The organism is Paenibacillus sp. FSL H3-0469 (assembly GCF_038051945.1).
In the GTDB taxonomy this organism is placed as follows: Bacteria; Bacillota; Bacilli; order Paenibacillales; family Paenibacillaceae; genus Paenibacillus_AQ.
The window spans coordinates 2,268,321-2,287,694 of sequence record NZ_CP150302.1; the positions used below are offsets into that span (position 1 = coordinate 2,268,321).

Sequence of the window (19,374 nt, forward strand, 5' to 3'; positions counted from 1 at the left end):
TCATATGTCACACTCCTTAGAGTCTGAAACAGTATCCAGCTTCTATTACTATGGCAACAATACAGAGATCGCTGCCAACGGACAACTCAAGCATCCCGAACTCATTCTGATTGGTGATAGGGTAACCATTAAGGGAGATTACTCCATACAGCCTGAAGCACAAGCTTCTTTGCCTCTACCCAAAATTATTATCGGGGATGATTGCAAATGTGAACAAGGGCTCACTCTTCATGCCATCAACCGTATTGAGATTAAATCTAATGTGACGATAGGCTCTAATGTTAGTATATCGGATGCCAGACAGGAGTATCGCCAGATTGGAATCCCGGTAAAGGCACAAGGATGGATGAACGGCGCCGGAGAGGTTATCATCGGGGAAGGAACGCAAATTGGAGAGGGAACGGTTATTGCAGGTAATATCCGAATAGGCAAGCATAGCGTGATCTATCCGGGAAGTGTCGTTGAACAAGATCTTCCGGATTATTGTGTGGCAGGAGGGTCCCCCGCACAGATTCAGCAGCATGAACCAATTATTCACCCTATCTCACCGGATGCTACTCCGCTTCTCTCCATTTGTATTCCAACCTATAACCGCGCAGCCAACCTTGATCTATGCCTTTCCTCTATATTCAGCCAATTACAGGACGATAGCCGGGTTGAAGTCATTGTCTGTGACAATGCCTCTACAGACGCCACCCCTCAGGTGATCGCACGTTATGCCAGCCGCTATCCAAGACTGAAATCATTCAGAAACAGTTCGAATATCGGGGGGGACCGCAATATATATCTTGTAGCTCAATTAGCGAAGGGGACGTTTCTAAAATGGCAGGGCGATGATGATTATTGTGTGGAGCATTCCATCCCCGCCCTGCTTGAGGTCATCCATAATCATACAGAGTGCGGAATTATATATTTGAATGTTCATAATCATGATGGCCAGGTTTATACTGCAAAAGGCGCACCAGCCTATCTTCGAGCCTCAGGTATTATGTGTACTTTTATTTCCGGCATCATTTTGAAAAGAGTGGATTTTGAACAAATCGAAGAACCCTTCCGGTATATCGATTCATCGCTGAATCAAGCTTACATGCAATATGAGATATTAACCAGAAATCCTCACTTTTGCGTGGTTAACCGGAGAGTGTTCGATTTTTCCGGGAATCCTCCTGCAGGATACAATTTCGGTGAAGTCGTTTTTAGTAATTATCAGACAATTTTGAGTCATTTTATTGGCAAAGGTTTGACCGCAGAGGACGTCCGGGAAGAGAAACGAAATTCTCTCTTTAATTACATCCTCCGTTGGTATTGGGGAATCATGCGTGATCACGCCCCTGTTTTTACCGATGATTTTGAGGATCTCTTTAGAAAATTTTATGGAGATGAGTCCTATTTCGAAGATGTCCTGCTGCAAATTGCAAGTATAAAAGCTCTGGCACAAAGCTAAGGAGGGATTTAGTATGCATAAACCGGATACACTTCAGGCAAACCATAAGCCAGATTCACAGGAATCTCAGATGTCCAATTTAATGAATTACGCCAACTTTCTATATAATCAGAAAAATTATGAGAATGCCGCTGTATTTTATGAAAAGTTTCTTTTGGAAGCAAAGACGTTGAATGAAGAAACCTATGAGGCCTACGGGAGACTCTCGGATTGTTACGTTGCTGCCGGGGATGTGAATAAAGCCTTGTTAGCAGCTTTCCAATCCTTTACTTATGGAATTCCCCACCCCGTGATCTGTTACAAAATCGGTGCTGCATTCATGCAGAAAGGTCAAGTGAACCTAGCAATTTTTTGGTTTGATATGGCTACAAAAGAAACGATAGTAAATGGGCACATTAACTATGATGCCTCTTTTGTAAACTGGCTACCCCATTTACAATTGTGTGTATGCTATGAATTGCTCGGTGAACATGAGAAAGCCTATCATCATCACAAATTAGCTCAAAAACATTTTCCCGATCATCCAAGTATAGTGTACAATCAAAAGTATTTTGAATCGTTGTTCTACAGAAGCGAAGATTCCTCTTCGAAGGCTCACCCAGAGGCTGAAGTATTGGGGGGAAACGACACAGATTCCATAGATATCAACTCCGAAATACTGAATACAGAACAAAACGATGTAATTTTCACAGGAGAACGGGTTGTCATTAACGATGCCGTCAAGAAGAATCATGGAGATGTGCTTGAGGAGCACCTGAACAGATACAGATTAGCCCAAAAGTTCGTCAACGATAAACGGGTGCTGGATGCGGCCTGCGGGGCAGGGTATGGCAGTAAAATGCTGCAGGTGGCTGGAGCAAGTCATGTCCTTGGTGTAGATATAGATGAAGCCAGCTTGGCCAATGCGCGCAAAACATACGGTCATGATCAAATTGATTATGCGTACGGAAATGTTAATAAGCTTGAGCTTGAAGACAAAAGCTTTGATGTCGTTGTTTCCTTTGAGACCATTGAGCACATTGATGACGGCAGCATTTGGATTAAAGAATCCGCCAGGCTTCTCAAGGATGACGGAATCTTTATTGTCTCTACCCCTAACCGCGGCATAGCGAACCCTGCGGGCTATTTTGTGGACCCGCCAAGAAATCATTATCATAAATATGAGTATACGACTGTTGAGCTTGTGGGGGAGCTGCTGAAGGAATATGATGTTCTGGAGCTGTACGGGCAAACCTTCGTCTCGGATTATTCCGCCTTCCAGACCCAGGTTGTCAGAAATGCGAGAGCGATGCCTCCTACGACCACGCCTTATGACAATCCCGTTATTAATGCGTATGAGCTAATGGATCTCGGAAAAGTAAAAGATATGAATCCTTTGTATGTAGTGGCTGTGTGCAGAAAAAAACGTGCTCTCCCCGGCGAATAAATAGGATGGGATTGAACGCAGGATCGGCCAATGGCCGGTCCTGTTTGTAATGTTGCCAGTGCCATACTGAAAAATAATTAAACCCTGCTTGACTTCGTGTAACACGAAGGCGTTAGGCTCATCATATCACCAAATCATCCTAAGGAGGACAAAACAATGCAAACTGTAACCTTGAACAATGGAGTAAAAATGCCGCTGCTCGGCTTCGGTGTCTATCAGATTCCAGATGCTGAAGAATGTGAGAATGCGGTGTATGAAGCACTGACCGCAGGCTATCGCCTGATCGATACGGCTGCCGGTTATCTGAATGAAGAGGCGGTAGGCCGTGCCATTAAGCGAAGCGGCGTACCCCGCGAAGAGCTGTTCATCACCACCAAGCTATGGATTCAGGATGCCGGATACGAAAGTGCCAAGCTCGCCTTCGCCAAGTCCCTGAAGAAGCTGCAGCTGGACTACTTAGATCTGTATCTCATTCACCAGCCGTTCGGCGACTATTACGGAGCTTGGCGGGCTATGGAGGAGCTGTATCACGATAGCAAAATCAGAGCCATCGGGGTCAGCAACTTCCTGCCTGACCGCCTGATGGACCTCATCGTCCATAACGAGATTGTGCCTGCCGTCAATCAGGTGGAGACGCATCCGTTCCTTCAGCAGACGGATAACGCTGCTTTTATGAAGGAACAAGGTGTGCAGATTGAATCATGGGGACCATTCGCTGAAGGACGCAACAACTTGTTCAGCAATGAAGTGTTATCAGGGATTGCTGCTAAGCATAACAAATCCGTCGCCCAGGTTGTGCTGCGCTGGCTGATCCAGCGTGATATCGTGGCGATTCCGAAGTCCGTGCGTACAGCGCGGATCGCCGAGAACTTCGATATTTTTGATTTTGCGCTGAGTGCAGACGATATGGCTCAGATTGCTGCACTCGATACGGGCGAGAGCCTGTTCTTCTCCCACCGGGACCCGGAAATCGCCAAGCGGCTGGGTAACTGGAGGGTTGAGCTGTAAAAGCTCCATCATATCTCAGCAGCACAAGGCCCATGCATAATCGCATGGGCTTCTTTATCTATTATGGATTCCGTACAAATCTCACCGCATCGGCGGCAACATACCCGCTCGTTCCATTATTACGGATGGTTACACTTCCAGAGGTACCTGCCGTGAAGGAATAGGTACCGATCAGATTCCAGATTCCGCCGTTCGCAGTCTGGTCTACATTCAGTATTGCCGTCCCTCCGGTATGAGCGACTTCCAGCGGAATTGCAGTGGACCGGTTGAAGTGCTGCGGCCACATCATATAGACACTGTAGGTAGCCGTAGCGGGTAAGTCGGGGGTAAAAGTTACACTTTTGCTTCCCTTGCCGTTGTTGTCATCATGCAGATAATTGATCCCGTAGCGGTCGGTCTGCACCGCTGCTGTCTTCCAGCTCCCGGTCTTCAGCACCCCGGTGGTGTCGTTATTGTCCACAATAATCTCTTCTCCTGGAAGAGTCGGAGGCGTACCGCTGTCCAGCTCGAAGGAAGCCTTGAACGTCTTGCCCTTGGCTGCGCTGACATTTACCGATAAACGGATCTTCGGGCTTAACTGAGTAACCGTAATCCCTGAATCAGCCGTATATCCGCTTGCTGAACGGTCCAGCTCCACTTCGATCACGCCGGTAGCCGCCTGTGTCGGATCGCTGAGAGACAGCTCCAGGGTATCACCTGTTTCTCTGGTCATGACCGACGCCTTCTTGTTGACGGTAATCAGATCAGCTGAGCTTGTGCCATCCTCCCAGAAGTTCGCGCCGATGATGCCCAGCCCCCGCTCCCGTACCGCTTGCACACCGGAGGTATGCGCCAGCACTTCAATATCTGGAGCAGCAGCGTAGGCAGCCACTTGCGGAGCCGACTTCCCCGGAAGCAGTACATACTGATATTCTCCGCCCTGCGGATTCACCCCATGATCCAGCCAAAAGGTCATATAGTTGCGGGTAACCGGAGTGGACGGCGTGACCGGCCGGGGGTTGATCTGCTTCCAGTTGCCGGTTCTGGCCTCTCTCTTCATGGCAAGCGGGACCGTCTGCGGAAAATAATATCCGGTATCCGTACCCGCCGTGCTGCCGGACAGATGAGCCCATTCTACCTGGTCCAGCGTCCCTGACCCGCCCAAGGCGGAAGGCTGCACGGTACCATTGACGGTAAGTGTATTGCTGCCTGCCGTATTCAGCTTCCGGTTCTCGACAATCGTCTCCACGGGGATATTGTCCGAGCTGCTGATACCTGCCCCAAGTGCCACGATTTCATCGTCGAACATGAACCATGATTTTCTCGCGTTAAGATCATGATCCCCGTACTTCAGCTCCATGCCGGAGACGCCGTACAGATTCTGCATATCGGTGCCGCCGGTCCACTGTTTGGTGCTGGTATGACTGCCGGAAGAGGTCTGTGACAGTATCGTTGTTCCCGGCAGACGGTAATTATCCACGGTCGGCCAGTAATCTCCGCTGTATTGACCAAGATCACTGTTGTATAAGCTGGTCATTCCGGCGGAGGTATACCAGGCTTTGGCGTTCTCGCTGTTGATCGCTTCATAGCTGCCGATCCGGCTGGAATACATCGCCAGTCCGAAGCTATAGCCCGGCCGGTGCTGGACTGCCCGGTCCATCGCCGCGAACTGCTTGTAGCCGATCAGCTCTGCCGCAGGCTCTACCGCCGGGTCACTGGTAATGCTTTTGGCGAGAACAATAGCCGGAACCGGGGCATCTTCGTAAAAGGACTTGAAGGTATCCGACAGAATCCAGCCCTTCAGCATCCGCTTAAAATCACTTGCTTGCGCAGGCGGCGCAAACCGGGATAAGCTCAAAATGCCCTGCATCACCCGATGACCCGCATCGTGATCCTGGCTGTAATGCCTGGAGATCTCTCTGCCGCGGACCATGTCCATAATTGCGCCCTTGTACATCACCGGCTGATAAGCGTTATACACCCATTCCCATACATTGGACTGCTTGGGATCGGTCACCTGCCAGGGCGAGCCATGAAGCATCCCCATCAGATCACTGACAGCCAGCAGCAAGTCAATGCCATAACCTCCGGTGTAGGGAATGTTGTTATGCTGAAGGAATGAACCATCCCGGTAAAAGCCGTCCCCGCTGAGCGTATAATTGAAGACGGAGGACAACCCGTCACGGGCGGCGGCGACCTTGGTGGCATCTTTGACCAGGATGCCCCGTTCGCCTACCACCATCGCTTTCCAGGTGCGGTTAGCTCCGGTCAGGGTAACAGCGGGCGAGAAGCGTTCCACGGCCGTCATATAATCTGTGACTTGTGCCGGGGTTAAGGAATCATACACCAGCACCGTTATATCGTTAAGCTGCAAAGGAATACCGATTTGCCAATCCCACCAGTTACTCGTTCCGCTGGCTACCGGCGTTACCCCCTCATGGTATCTGGTGGCGTACATATAATCGAGTGCAGCCACGATATCGCCTCCAAGCAGGCTGTCTCCATAGAGAGAGGTACCGGAAGTAGCGTAGGCGAGCGCCATAGTCTTCAGCCGTTCATAAGTCACCCGGATATGAATGGAATTCCCGGTCCCGGGATTATCGCTCCACAGAGAGGTGCGTCCCGCTGCGGTGTTCATCGTCTGCCAATAACCGTTCGCCTCATTCGTCAGCTTGGTTAGGGCTGCGGCAATATCAGGGTCTGCAGTATCCAGAGAGCTGCCCCCTGTAAGCAGGACTTTCCGGTTCTCCCGCATCCCGTCGAACGCATCGGCAGCGCGGGCACGTTCCGCTGCTCCGCCAATCCCGCTGACCGACAACAGCAATGCCAGAATTATGAGACAGCCTTTGGTCAGGATTCTCCTCATTCGGTATCCCTCCTTTTAATTAAGCGCTTTCAATTGTACTGATGAACAAGCCGCACGCTCTGCGGCCTGCGGCATACCTGCCTAATACATTTCATAGATCAGCTCAGGGTCCAGCTCCCTGTCAGAGTCAAACGCTGCATAGATACATAACCGGCCCGCCGGCGTATCTCCGGCATCGTAGCCGATGCGGAAGGATCCGTCAACAGCGAAGTTCAACTCGGCCAGCTCCAGCTCATTCACATCTTCATCCGGATGAGCCCCGGCAATCTGCTGCAATACGCGGTCAAGCAGCTTGTCCAGTTCCCCCCATACCTTTTGAATCTGGGAGTTCAAATGCTCCGCATCCGTCTTGGTCTTAACCTCCACGGTCACGGGAAGCTCATCGCCCGAATAGGAAAAAGTTGCGCTATAGCATGTGAAGGTATTATCATATCGCAAGGTTCCGACACCCTCCACCTCATGATCGGGCTGGGTGATAAGATTATTGGCGTAATCCAGCTCCACTAGCTGCGGATTATGGCTCGTATCCAGTGCCGTCAGCTTGTTCTCCGAGCAATAGAGCTTAGTCAACTGCTTATTGTGGCTGAGGTCCAGACCCGTAAGATGATTATTGAAGCAACGCAGGCTTGTTAGAGCCGGTTGGTTACTGATATTCAAGCTGGTTAAATGATTATGATTGCAGCGGATTTCCACAAGCTCCGTACACTCTGCGATATTCAGAGTAATGATATAGTTACTGCTGCAATCGAGCTGCTGAAGTGCTGTATTCTGCTCAAGGTTCAGTTCATGCAGCGAGTTATAACTGCAATGCAGTACTTGGAGGTGAGGATTGCTGCTTAAGTCCAATCTGGATAACATATTCTCCTGACATTCCAGCTTCTCCAGCATGGTGTTCCGGCTGAGGTCCAGCGTACGGAGGCTGTTCCGGCTGCAATCCAGCTCCCGAAGCGCCGTGAAATGTCCGATTCCTTGAAGACTTGAGCATTCATGGCCTGCAAGCTCCAGTGTGGTCACGGTGTCAATGTCACTTTTGAGAATCGTTTCACGGCCACCACAGAAGGTGTCTTTTACAAACTGCCTGAATCGTTCATCTGTGAAATCATCGGTAATCTGAATCTGCATGGTTCTTCCCCCTCTAAGATCGATGGGATTATTCTACCATATCCGCCGTAGCCCTTCACTTCATAGAGAGATTGCCCGGAATGCTCAGCACCCGAACTCCGCATGGAACGAAGCTCCCCCGGCACCGTCAGGGTCGAACCGCAGTTTTACCTTGCCCGCTTCAGCCTGTTGCACGATAATCCGCTCTGACATGCTAACAACCCGGGGAACGGGTTCCCCCTTGCCGGTCTCTGCTCTGGCTCCGATACGATTGCCCATCTCGATCTCAATCTCCACCGGACGGCGCTGCTTCTGAGTCGGATCGGCCACCGCCAGGCTCCAGCCAGCCGGGTGCTTGCGCATAATGACAGTAGCCTGACTGCTGCAAGCAATTCCCCCGCTTCTATACCATCCCGTCTGCCAGAAATGCACGGCTGTGATTCCCCGTTCCGAGTCTTCAACCGCATGGGCTTGACTGCTGCATTCTACAATCCGCAGGCTCGGTGACTCAGCCAAGCTTGCCGTTGCCCCCATACTGTACCCTGGCAGCAGCACATAGGCATACTGCGCGCCTTGCGGCGCTGCTCCGTGATCGAACCAGATCGTCTGGTAGGACCGTTCCAAGCGCTGAGCTGATCCTGCGGCATTTATTGCCTTCCAGCTCCCTTGGCGGTGTTCGCGCAGAGCATATACCATGCTTTTTAGAGGAAAAAAGATCCCGATACCCGCTCCCTCCGTGCTCCCGCTCATATGCATCCACTTAGGCTGAAGTATCTCCGTGTGCCCGGCGGTCCGGCAGATCTCCATTCCGTCTGCTGTAATCACATCGTCCCCGTCCGGGCTGCACTTCCGGTTCTCTATGATCGTCTCCACCGCAGCCGGACTGCGGCTCTGAATATCCGAGCCTAAGCATACGATCCTGTCTCCCAACAAGAACCAGCTGATCCGCCCGGTCAGTCCGCCGGATTCATGAACTACATCCTCCAGTTCCATGGCAATGGCTCCATACTTGTTGTGAAGTACCGCTCCGCCAACGAAATCCCGGCTGCTTAAGCGGCCTGCTCCCGCTCCATCCTCCAGCAAAGTCTTCGTCACCGTAGTTCCGGGCAGCCGGTAGGGGTCAACCGTCGGCCAGTATCCGCCTGAATATTGTCCGAGGTCACTATTATATAGAAGAGTCATGCCATACGAAGTGTACCAGCCCTTCAGATTCTCGTCATTAATAGATTCATAGCTGTACATCCGGCTGGAGAACATGCTGATCGAGTAGAGGAATCCCGGACCCCGCAGCACCGCCCGATCCATGTGGGCAAACAGCTTGCAGCAGGTCTCCTCCGGGGCGGTCGGTATGCGTTCATCAGCCAGCAAAGCTATGGCCTGAGCGGCTGTATCGGGCGGTGCTCCAGCGATATAAGGTTTATACGTATCTGCCATGATCCAGCCTTTGGCTTTGGAGAATAGCCGGATCTGCTCCGGCTCCTCCAATATCCGCGAGAAGCGCAAGCAGGCGGTGATGACGGAATGTCCGCTCTCATGGTTCTGGGACTCCTCCCGCGAAATTTCCCGGCCGCTCACCATATCCGGTATAGATCCCTTGAACATCAGCGGCATGAAAGATTCCTCAATCCACCGGGCTGTCATCTCCTGTGCTGCGGCAGGCAATGCCCAGGGGGCATCGTGAAGCCATACCATCAGACGGATGAGGTCCTGAAGCAGTGATACTCCGTACCCGCCCGTATACGCATAGTTGTCATGCTGGATGAAGGAGCCGTCCTCATAAAAGCCATCCCCTTCACTTGCATAGGTGAACAGGGGAAGCAGCGCATTGCGGGCGGCGGACAGCCCCTCTCCGTCTTGCCGGATCACCGCAGCAAGAGCGGACGCTGTAACTTTCCAGACCAGATTCGCTCCGGTACACGGCTGGGCCTCCGCCGCGAACCAGCGGGCATGAACCGCCGGATCTCCCACATATTTGTCTATGGGGAGCAGAAGACGCCCAACCCATGCGGCATCCAGCGCTTCCCCCATAAGCAGCAGCGTCTCCAGCAGGGCAATCGGCACACCGATCTCCCAGAACCACCAGTTTCCATATGGCGGGCAAGACTCGTTGTATCTGTGCGTATACAGCCATTCCAGACCATAGGTAATCTGATCCTGTAATGCCCCATCCTTGTAGCAGGGACATCCGGGAGATTTCAGCGCGATAGCCATCTCTCTTAATCTGCTGATAATCATCAGCGTATCCGCAGCATTCTCGGCCCACGGAATATCTACCCAGAGCAGCTCCTGCTGATAGAGCATTGTCCTCTGTGCATCGCGGACCCGCTTCAGCGACTCAGGCGACACCGTAGACCCGGCGACCGATTGCTGCCATTTGCCGGCTAAGCTCCGCATGGTAACCACCTCCTTGCACCGGCTAGTACTGCATCCGATTTAAAATAGTGGAACAGAAAGAATTGCCCTTCAAATTACATATTTTTAAATAGATGGTTGTCATTTGGGTGGCGTTTGGCTTGGCGTAACGGACTGAGGTGCTCTTATCCGGGAAGAAAGTCGTCACTTGGGCGATTAGCGGACCGCAAGGACCTTATCCCCTGTCATTCAGCTCCAAAGCGTCTCGCAGAAAGACGATAAGGTCCACTGAGTCCGTTCCGCTGCAAAAGGTGGCGTTCTCGTCGGGATAAGGTCTCTTCGGTCCGTTAGATTTTTGGGGATGATAGGGTTTCATTACACGAACCCCTGAGTTTCACAAGTTTATTCACCCTTTAAAATCTGACACTGTACTAGTCCAATCTATGTGCTATGTGCGCTGCTCCCGCTCCGCCAGCGGCGAAGGCGGAACCCTTTTGCCCCACTCTCCGGCATCTGAACTAAGCACCAGTACAAGGGTGCCGCCGCCCGCAATCTCTTCATGGCGGACCCAGGCCCGGTCCAGGGTCTTCCCGTTCAGAGCAGCAGAGTGGATATACCTGCTGCCGGACCCGTCAGCTTCGCCTTGAACCTCAATCGTCAGCGGCACTTCATTCCCCTTCGCTCCCAGCAACAGAGTCGTCCGTTGGAACAACGGTGGTACAAGGAAGTAGAGGTCCTGGCCCATCAAGGGATAGAGTCCCATTGCCGAGCAGATGAAGAAGGCGCTCTGGCAGCCCATATCCTCGTTATCGCCCAGCCCGTCACGTTCAGCCCGGAAGTACTTCTCCAGACATTCGCGCACCCGGTCCGCCGCCCGGTCCGGCCTGCCTGCATAAATATAAAGATAAGGAATATGCAGCATTGTTTCCTTGGAGTTATAGAAGCCCCCGTCAAAAAAATAATCCAAATGCCGGACAAAGGCCTCCGCTCCCCCGTGCCGCTCCACCAGTCCATGGAAGTCATGATGCGTGCTGAATGACCATTGCAGACCGGTGCCCTCATAAAAGTACGGATCATTCCAGGAATCCGGCAGGCAGGATTCAGGGTCAAAGGAACTCACCCACTCCCCGTCCGGCCGCCGTGGCGCGAAGGACCGCAGGTCCTCCCGCCACAGATTCCACAGTTTCTGCGAGCTGCCATAGTACTCTTCGGCGGTCTCCTCCTGCCCAAACTCCTCAGCCAGACGGCCGATGCACCAGTCCTGATAAGCGTATTCCATATGGCGGGAGACACAGTTCTTCTTCACATCCGTGGACAAGTAGCCTAAGGAGTGGTAATCCTGCAGATGACGGCCGTAGAGCCAGGTGTCCGGGGACTGCACCTCATTATTCCTGCGCATCTGCTTCAGGGCCTTCGCATAGTCAATCCCCTCCAGCTTCTTCAGCGCCGCTTCACAGAACAGAATATCGGCGGAGCTTCCGCCTTGAATCATCGCGCTATGCCCCATGATCCAGGCGTCCGGCAGCCAGCCGGTATGATCTGCAATGTCCAGCAGACAATTCAGTATGTCCGCTTCCAGCTGCGGATCAAGCAGAGTAATCAGCGAGTTGGCATTCCTGACACTGTCCCAGAGCGCATAGAGATCGGTAAAATGCCGTACCCCCGATTCCCAGGCGAAGTTCTCATCGTCTACGCCCAGATCACTGGGCATACAAAACAGGCGGGTCATCAGGGTGTAGAACAGCCGGGTATGCTCCAGGCTTCCCCCTTCCACCATGACTCTGCTCAGCTTATCCTCCCAGATGCTTCCGGCTGCCTCACGGAGATCATCGAAGCCGGTAGAGGCTTCCCGGTCCACACTGGCTCTGGCTTTGCCTACACTTACATAAGAGATGCCTGTCTTAGCCGTCAGCGTTCCGCAGGCTCCGAAGCTCAGTGAAGCCTGGCAATGGGGCCCATCCACAGAGAAGCCTGAGCGTACCCCGCCCGCGTCCTTCAGCAGCACATTCTGTATCGGCTGGTCGAAACGGATATAGAAATAGACGGAATAAGGGAACTCATGCCCCCAGCCCCCGCGCAGATCGGAGCGGCCGGCAAGCTCATAGGCAGACAACACCTCAATATAACCGCCCGTTGAAAGTCCGGTTGTCTTCCCGGGCTCATCCCCGCCCACCTGGATAACCGCCCCGCCGTCAATCAGCAGTCCCGCCGGTTCATCAGCCGGATAAGTATACCGGTGGATTCCGGTACGCATCGTGCTGGTTAGTTCAGCCCGGATAGCCACCGGAAGCAGCTTCACACGGTAATAGCCTGCTTCGGCATGTTCCTCCTCCTTCGTATAAGGGTCAATATGGAACCGGGGCAATCCTGTATACGGCGTGAAGCCGACATTGCCGTACCGCCCGCCGCCCCCGGTCCCGCTGACATGCGTATGGCTGAACCGGATAATCGGCCGCGAGCTGTCGTAGCCGTGGGATAGCTGGGGCGGCAGGGTATCCGGGCCCAGGCGGACAATGCTGTTCGGCAGATAAGGCCCGCAGAGGCAGTTATTCTCCCCATCCACGCCTATAAATGGATCTACGTATTCCACTCTTCTTGTCACTCTATGCTGAACCTCCCTTTCAGAACTGAAATCCTTTGCATTACCAAAAGATTTCCCGCTCTCCTTTCAGCTTCAGCAGCGCCTCCAGGAAGAAGTAATCCCCGTAGATGATCGGAATCTCCACTTCCGCATTCGCTGGGAAGCTGCCCGTGCCCTTGGTAATCAATGCTTCCTCCGCCGGGTCCACCGGCGCATAATGGCGGAACAGCGATTCCGTGATGGCAGCTCCGAGCTGCCGGTAGTGTGCGGACGCTTCGCCTTCCAGCAGCCCGGCGATTTCCAGCATCCCGCTGGCTGCACAGGCTGCCGCCGTTGAGTCCTTGGCCCATAGCTGATCTGCCGGGGCGCGGAAATCCCACGGCGGCACCAGATCCTCCGGCAAATGTGCGGCGAAATAATCCGCTGCCGCTCTGGCAGCATTCAAGAAACGAATGTCCCCCGTATAACGGAACCCGATTGCAAACCCGTAGATCGCCCAGGCCGATCCCCGCGACCAGGCGGAATCCGGGCTATATCCTTGTCCACCCAGCGCCTCGATCCGCTCACCCGTCTCAGGATCGAAACGGACGATATGATGCACCGAGCCGTCCTCGCGGATGAATTCCCGCAGCGCCATCTCCGAATGGGCGACAGCAATGTGCCGGTAACGAGGGTCCTGCAGCTCTTCGCTGGCCCAGTAGAGCAAGCCCAGATTCATCATGCAATCGATAATCGCCAAGCCTTCACTGCCTTCATGCAGCCAGGCCCGGATGAAATTGCCCTTCAGGTTGAACCGGCTGGCTAAATGGCTGGCCGCGATCAGCCCTCTTCTGCGGGACAGCCGGCCCCCGGTCAGCTTATAATCAGCCACTGCCGACGGGCTCCAGAGGAAGCCGTTATCGTGGTGGAGCTGTTCATACTCCTGAAGCGGTACATCCAGCTGCTCCTCGCAGCGCTCGGCAATGCTCCGGTATTCCTCATCGCCTGTGGCCCGGTAAGCCAGCCAGAGGATTCCCGGCCAGAATCCGTTGGTCCAGCAGTCCAGGTCACGCGCATCATATTTCCCGCCGTAGGAGGCATTCGGGAAGGTAGCACCGATTCTCCCCCGGGTACAGCTCAATTTGCTCTGGGCATAGTCCCAGGCCTCGTTAATCCAAGTCTCCATTGTCAATTCTCTCCGTTTCTTTTGTACAGTAAGAAGACAGGACGTCTTCATCGAACAGACCTCCTGCCCTCCTCTACCGTCAACTATTGTGCTGCCTTCCAGGCATCAATCTGCGCCTGCAATTCAGTCTTGACCTTCTCGATCCCAGCCTTCTTTAACTTCTCGTTACGTTCCTCCAGCATCTTGGCCGGGTCAGGAATCGCCCCCGTGCTGGCCGCCCGGTATTCGCCAATGACCGAGGTAAGCTGGGTAATCTCATTCTTCACCGGCGTTTCATCGAACACGAAGCCTAACAGCGGAGAGCGCTTCGCTTCATCATTGAATGTCTTCCAGCTTGTATACAGATCATCGGGCTGGCCCGGCTTGAGATAATTAAGCAACTGGTTGCCGATGACCCAGAAGAGCGCCGTACTGCCATACCCGGAATCGGCAATCGGCTCAATCCGGTTCTCGCCGACCTTCTTGTAATGGGTGCCTTCGATACCGTTAACGAACAGGTTCACAGCATAAGGATCTGTATGCAGTGCATTCAGGACCATCATGGCCCGCTCCGGGTCCTTGGAGGTGCGGGAGATGGAGAACATCGATCCGGCCGCCAGATCCGTGGTCACGATAGGCTCTTCAATCACCTTGGACACGAAATCATATTTATTGTCCGAGGCGATTTTCAGCTCAATATCCGCGCCCGGCTTCCAGACCGCCTGCTGCATCCAGATCTTGCCCTGCTTGCGCAAGTCCCCGATCTCAGTGGTTGTAGTTGCAGCATCACTGTTGATGTAGCCCTTCTCGTAATAACTCCGGTTCAGCTCATACTCCGCTTTGGCAATCGCGGAAATCTCGGGATCAATCACTGACTTAATCTGGATGTTATCCGTATTCGTATAATCGTATAAGAACAATGGAATCTTGTTCGGTGTCGGTCCGATGGCGCGGAAGTTCGAGCGGGTCTCATACATCATGCCTTCGCCCGATTCCTTGATGAAGTCCAGAATCAGCTCCGGCTCCTTCTCCTTCAGCAGCTTGAACCAGGGTTCGAAGTCTGACATCGTTTTGATGTCCTCAACCGGGATATTATACTTGTCGACGATATCCTTACGGTACGTGTAGGCCTTGCCCTGGGTAATCTCTTTGTTGGTCGGAATGCCGTACAATTTGCCTTTGTAGCGCGGGGCCTCCAGATAGATCGGATTCAGGTTCTCTGTGATGCCCTGCCCATACTTGGCCAGCAGATCATCCAGATCCAGGAAGGCGCCCTTGGCTACATTGCCGAAGAAATTCAGCCAGGACGCGGTAAACACCAGATCCATCGGCTCCCCGGCGTTCAGCATCAGCTCGGTCTTCTGCTTGTATTCGCTGGAGGCGATGGGCTGAAGATCGACCGTAGCATTGAACTTCTCTTTGAAATACTCGCTGAGCTTGGCTTCAACCACCGCATCATCCCGCTGCGGCGCACCGAAGTAGATAATGGACACCTCGTAAGGCTTCAGTGATGCTGTCCCGCCGGCAGGCTCCGCGCTGCTTGCACTGTTCGTAGCTGCTGCTCCGCTGGAAGCCTCCGGCTTGGCAGCCCCCCCGTTATTGCCGCCGGAGCATCCCTGCAGGGCCAGTGCAAGAACCAGAACCGTTGCAGGAACCAGTGATCTGGCTCTTTTTAACTTTTTCATATGAACCCTCCTGTATGATCATGCTTATATAGAACGGCAGCAGACAATGCTGATTGCCGGTTCCACCACGCTTAACCCTTCACTGCCCCTACCGTCAGTCCCTTGACAAAATACTTCTGAAAGAACGGATACGCCACCAGAATCGGCCCCATCCCGATCACCGCCATCGCCATCTGCAGCGATTCATTCGGAAGATTCTTCATCATGCCCGGATTCTGGGCGGCCAGCTCCACATTGCTGCGCAGATACTGCACATCGTTCAGGACACGCATCATCAGATATTGCAGCGGATATTTGTCCTCGCTGGTGATGTACAGGAGCGCATTAAACCAGTCATTCCAGTAGCCGATCGTACTGAACAAGGCCATGGTCGCCAGCACCGGCAGCGAGAGCGGCAGCACAATCCGCAGGAAGATTCTCAGCTCACCCGCACCGTCAATCCGCGCCGATTCAATCACCGCCGGATGAATGGTGGTCTGGAAGAAGGTCCGCATAATAATGACGTTGAACGGCACGATCAGCATCGGCAGAATCAAGGCCATATAGGTATCCTTGATATGCAGCGCCTGGGTATAAATCAGATACCTGCTGACCATCCCGCCGTTGAACAGCATGGTGAAGAACAGGAAGAACGTAAACACGTTACGGAACGGATAATCTGCCCGGGAAATGGGATAGGCATACAAGGCCATGAGCAGCACACTAAGTGCTGTGCCGATCACCGTTATGGTGAAGCTCACGCGGTAGCCCGACACAATCGTCACCCAATCCTTAAAAATCATCTCATAAGCAATGAACGACCACTTCTCCGGAAGGAAGCTGTACCCCTGCGTCAGAATCGACTGTCCGTCTGTGAAGGAGACAATGATCACAAGCAGAACAGGCAGAAAGCACAGAAGGGAGAGAATGACGAAGGCCAGGTTTAGAAGTACGTTGGAAACGGCCGAATTGCCGCCGGGGGAATAACTGGAGTTGCTGTTCATGAGGGTTCTCCCTTCTTCATTAGAATAGTGCCTGTTCACGGTCGATTCTCCGGACGATACTGTTCGTCGCAATGACCATGATGAATCCGACAACAGATTGCACAAGCGCCGTGGCCGAGGACATGCCGATATCGTTCAATTGCATCAAGGCGCGGTAGACATACGTATCCACGGTATCCGTTACGGGGTACAGCGCCCCAGAATTCATAGGCACTTGGAAGAACAGCCCGAAGTCGGAGCTGAAGATGCTGCCCATCGACAGAATCGTCATAATAATAATGACCGGCCGGATAAAAGGGAGCGTGATATGCATAATCTGCTTCCACTTGGAAGCCCCGTCGATCAGCGCCGCCTCATAATATTCCGGATCAATGCCGGCAATCGCCGCGATATAGATGACCGCCCCGAAGCCTGCGTGCTTCCAGGCATTGACGAATACAAGAATGTACGGCCAATACTCCTTCTCCGAATACCAGAAGACCGGGTCCTGCCCGAAGGCCTTGAGGATCGTTGCATTAATGAAGCCGTGATCCGGCTGGAGGAAAGCGTATACAAGATAGCTCACCACCACCATCGACAGGAAGTGCGGCAGGATGATGAAGCTCTGGTACACTTTCGCCAGCAGCCGCCGCCGGATCTCGTTGATGGCTACTGCAATCGACACCGACAGCACCAGGTTCAGGATCATGAAGGTCAGGCTGTACAGCAGCGTGTTGCGCACAATCCGCCACATATCCCCCGAAGAGAACAGGAAGCTGAAGTTATCCAGTCCCACCCAGGGGCTGCCCCAGATCCCGTCCATATAATTCACATTTTTAAAAGCAATAAATATGCCGAACATCGGCAGATAGCTGTGGGCCAGCAGCACAAGCACCGCCGGCAGCAGCATCAGCGTCAGCGCCTTGTACTTCCACAGGGCATGGATGAATCTTGAGAATCCAGTGGCTCTACTCATGGTCCATTACTCCTTTCATGGACTTATTATAGAACCATCTGCCCCCCGCTTCGATGATGCATTCCCGTAGAACTGTGATCTTTTATTAGTCCGTTCCTAACGGTTCTGGCCCCCTCCGTCGCAAAGGCAACGTAATCACCGCCCGTGTCCACCCGTCCCCGCTCCGCTCATAAGCCAGCCCGTAAGCCTCCCCGTAATGGAGCCGGATGCGCTGATGCACGTTCCTGATCCCGTATCCTTTCACACTCTGCTCTTCTTCCAGAATGGCCTTAAGCTCCTCCAGATCTACCGGCAGATGCCCGTTATCCTCTACGGTGAAGCGCAGAATCCCATCTTCCTGCACCGCCGAGACCCGGATTTCTCCTTCTCCATCCATGCCGCGCACGCCGTGAAGAATGGCATTCTCAATCAGCGGCTGAATGATCACCTTGGGCGTCTCGAAGTCCCGCAGGGCATCGTCAATCTGCCACCGGACCTCGAAGGTATCCGGGTAACGCTTGGTCTGGAGCCGGGTGTACGCCTGTGCGTGCTCCAGTTCCTCACCTACCGTAATCATCTTCCGCCCCCGGCTGAGGCCGATCCGCAGCAGCATCGACAGGTCGCGGACCATTTCGCCGACCTCGGTATTGCCGCTGTCCAGCGCATACCAATAGATCGAGTCGAGGGTGTTGTACAGATAATGCGGGGTAATCTGGGACTGGAGCATGAGCAGCTCATATTCCTTCTGCTTCAGCTGCATCCCGTAATTCTCTTCAATCGAATGGTCCAGCCTGCGGGTCATTCTGACGAAGGAGCCTTGCAGAATACCGAATTCGTCCTGGCGCAGCGGCTCCTCGGATAGTAGCAGCTTTTTGCCAGGCTCATAGATCTTCATCACCGAGACCAGCTCGACCACCGGCTTGACCACAAGTCTTACCATATAGAGGACAAAGGTCAGGACGAACGCCAAGAAAATGAACGAGATCACCACCAGCAGCCGCTGAAACCAGATGAGCTTGCCGGTGATGGATTCTAACGGGATTTTGTACAATAATCGGGTGTGGAATCTGGAGCTGTCCGAGTAGGCATACAGCCATTCCTCTCCGCCCTCTTGCGCAAAGATATAGCCATAAGGGACATCCGGTTCGAGGTGCTTGCCAAGCTCGCCGGGGTTAAGGCCGCCTGAGCCAGTGGACATCAGCAGCTCCCCACTGGTATTGAACAGGAATGCCCCGGCAGCGGCGGGCAGCTCCACCGAGACCATGTCACGGGTCAGCATGACCTCTATCTTGTTGACGGCCAGCAGGCCGATCACCTCATTATAATTACGGGGATTCAGAATACTGCGCATGAAGGAGATGGTGGTCTCACCGCTCCCGGACGGCATGACGCGCAGCGCCCCCGCGCCGCTGACATCCATCAGACTGACGTTAAGATCAGGCAAGCCGCCGCTGAACCCATCCAGGTATTTGAAGCCTTTGGTTTTGTAGGACAGATCGAACGGCGTCGCCCTGCGCTCAATGTTTTTCATATATATGGCATATTCCGTCCCTCCGGTAGACCAGCTGTCCAGAATATTGTCGGCCTGCCGGATCTCATTCAACGTGTCAATTCCGGTCCAGAAGCTGTATCCTTCCGGGTTGCTGAAGAACTGGCTGTCGAGCAGCGTTATCGTCCGGTCGTTAACCGCAGACAAGGTTTTATCAATCGTGACATGATTCTGCTTGACCAGTTGCAGGGTTGTACTCCCGACCTCCTCCTTGATGGTGTTCAGCGCCACATATGCAGAGACCCAGCCCACCACGATAAAAGGCAGCACGATGCACAGCAGGAACGCCAGAATGACCTTATGCTTCAGTCTGAGTCTCAGC

12 protein-coding genes are annotated in these 19,374 nt (G+C 53.3%); 3 read left to right on the plus strand and 9 right to left on the minus strand.

Going from position 1 to position 19,374, the window contains the following annotated elements; genetic code table 11:
• The first annotated feature begins 4 nt into the window (after positions 1 to 4).
• From NSS83_RS09915 to NSS83_RS09925, 3 genes are all read left to right on the plus strand, one after another.
• Positions 5 to 1,444, plus strand: coding sequence for a glycosyltransferase (locus NSS83_RS09915; RefSeq protein WP_341348150.1), 1,440 nt, complete (start codon positions 5 to 7; stop codon positions 1,442 to 1,444).
• Positions 1,445 to 1,457: 13 nt separating this feature from the next.
• On the plus strand, positions 1,458 to 2,870 hold the full coding sequence (locus tag NSS83_RS09920; protein WP_341348151.1) for a class I SAM-dependent methyltransferase: 1,413 nt from the start codon (positions 1,458 to 1,460) through the stop codon (positions 2,868 to 2,870).
• A gap of 156 nt (positions 2,871 to 3,026) precedes the next feature.
• Entirely contained in the window at positions 3,027 to 3,878 is an 852-nt protein-coding gene (locus NSS83_RS09925; protein WP_341348152.1) for an aldo/keto reductase, read from the plus strand.
• A gap of 61 nt (positions 3,879 to 3,939) precedes the next feature.
• On the opposite strand, the gene NSS83_RS09930 is transcribed toward NSS83_RS09925, so the two are convergent.
• The 9 genes from NSS83_RS09930 to NSS83_RS09970 form a co-directional block, all read right to left on the minus strand.
• Entirely contained in the window at positions 3,940 to 6,723 is a 2,784-nt protein-coding gene (locus NSS83_RS09930; RefSeq protein ID WP_341184599.1) for a polysaccharide lyase family 8 super-sandwich domain-containing protein, read from the minus strand.
• A gap of 81 nt (positions 6,724 to 6,804) precedes the next feature.
• The gene (locus tag NSS83_RS09935; protein WP_341184598.1) at positions 6,805 to 7,845 is read right to left on the minus strand and encodes a leucine-rich repeat domain-containing protein; all 1,041 of its coding nucleotides are present in this window, start codon (positions 7,843 to 7,845) and stop codon (positions 6,805 to 6,807) included.
• A gap of 84 nt (positions 7,846 to 7,929) precedes the next feature.
• Positions 7,930 to 10,218 carry a polysaccharide lyase 8 family protein gene (locus NSS83_RS09940; protein WP_341348153.1) on the minus strand — a complete coding sequence of 763 codons (2,289 nt, stop codon included), beginning with the start codon at positions 10,216 to 10,218 and terminating at the stop codon, positions 7,930 to 7,932.
• 406 nt (positions 10,219 to 10,624) lie between these two features.
• Positions 10,625 to 12,778 carry a GH92 family glycosyl hydrolase gene (locus NSS83_RS09945; RefSeq protein ID WP_341348154.1) on the minus strand — a complete coding sequence of 718 codons (2,154 nt, stop codon included), beginning with the start codon at positions 12,776 to 12,778 and terminating at the stop codon, positions 10,625 to 10,627.
• Positions 12,779 to 12,818: 40 nt separating this feature from the next.
• Positions 12,819 to 13,922, minus strand: a complete 1,104-nt coding sequence (locus NSS83_RS09950; protein WP_341184595.1) for a glycoside hydrolase family 88 protein — start codon at positions 13,920 to 13,922, stop codon at positions 12,819 to 12,821.
• Positions 13,923 to 14,005: 83 nt separating this feature from the next.
• Complete coding sequence (locus tag NSS83_RS09955; RefSeq protein ID WP_341184594.1) at positions 14,006 to 15,586, minus strand: ABC transporter substrate-binding protein; 1,581 nt, start codon at positions 15,584 to 15,586, stop codon at positions 14,006 to 14,008.
• Between the two features lie 71 nt (positions 15,587 to 15,657).
• The gene (locus tag NSS83_RS09960; RefSeq protein ID WP_340993834.1) at positions 15,658 to 16,569 is read right to left on the minus strand and encodes a carbohydrate ABC transporter permease; all 912 of its coding nucleotides are present in this window, start codon (positions 16,567 to 16,569) and stop codon (positions 15,658 to 15,660) included.
• Between the two features lie 19 nt (positions 16,570 to 16,588).
• The gene (locus tag NSS83_RS09965) at positions 16,589 to 17,524 is read right to left on the minus strand and encodes an ABC transporter permease subunit (RefSeq protein WP_340993835.1); all 936 of its coding nucleotides are present in this window, start codon (positions 17,522 to 17,524) and stop codon (positions 16,589 to 16,591) included.
• An 85-nt stretch (positions 17,525 to 17,609) separates the two neighbouring features.
• On the minus strand, positions 17,610 to 19,322 hold the full coding sequence (locus NSS83_RS09970; protein ID WP_341348155.1) for a sensor histidine kinase: 1,713 nt from the start codon (positions 19,320 to 19,322) through the stop codon (positions 17,610 to 17,612).
• Positions 19,323 to 19,374 lie beyond the last annotated feature (52 nt).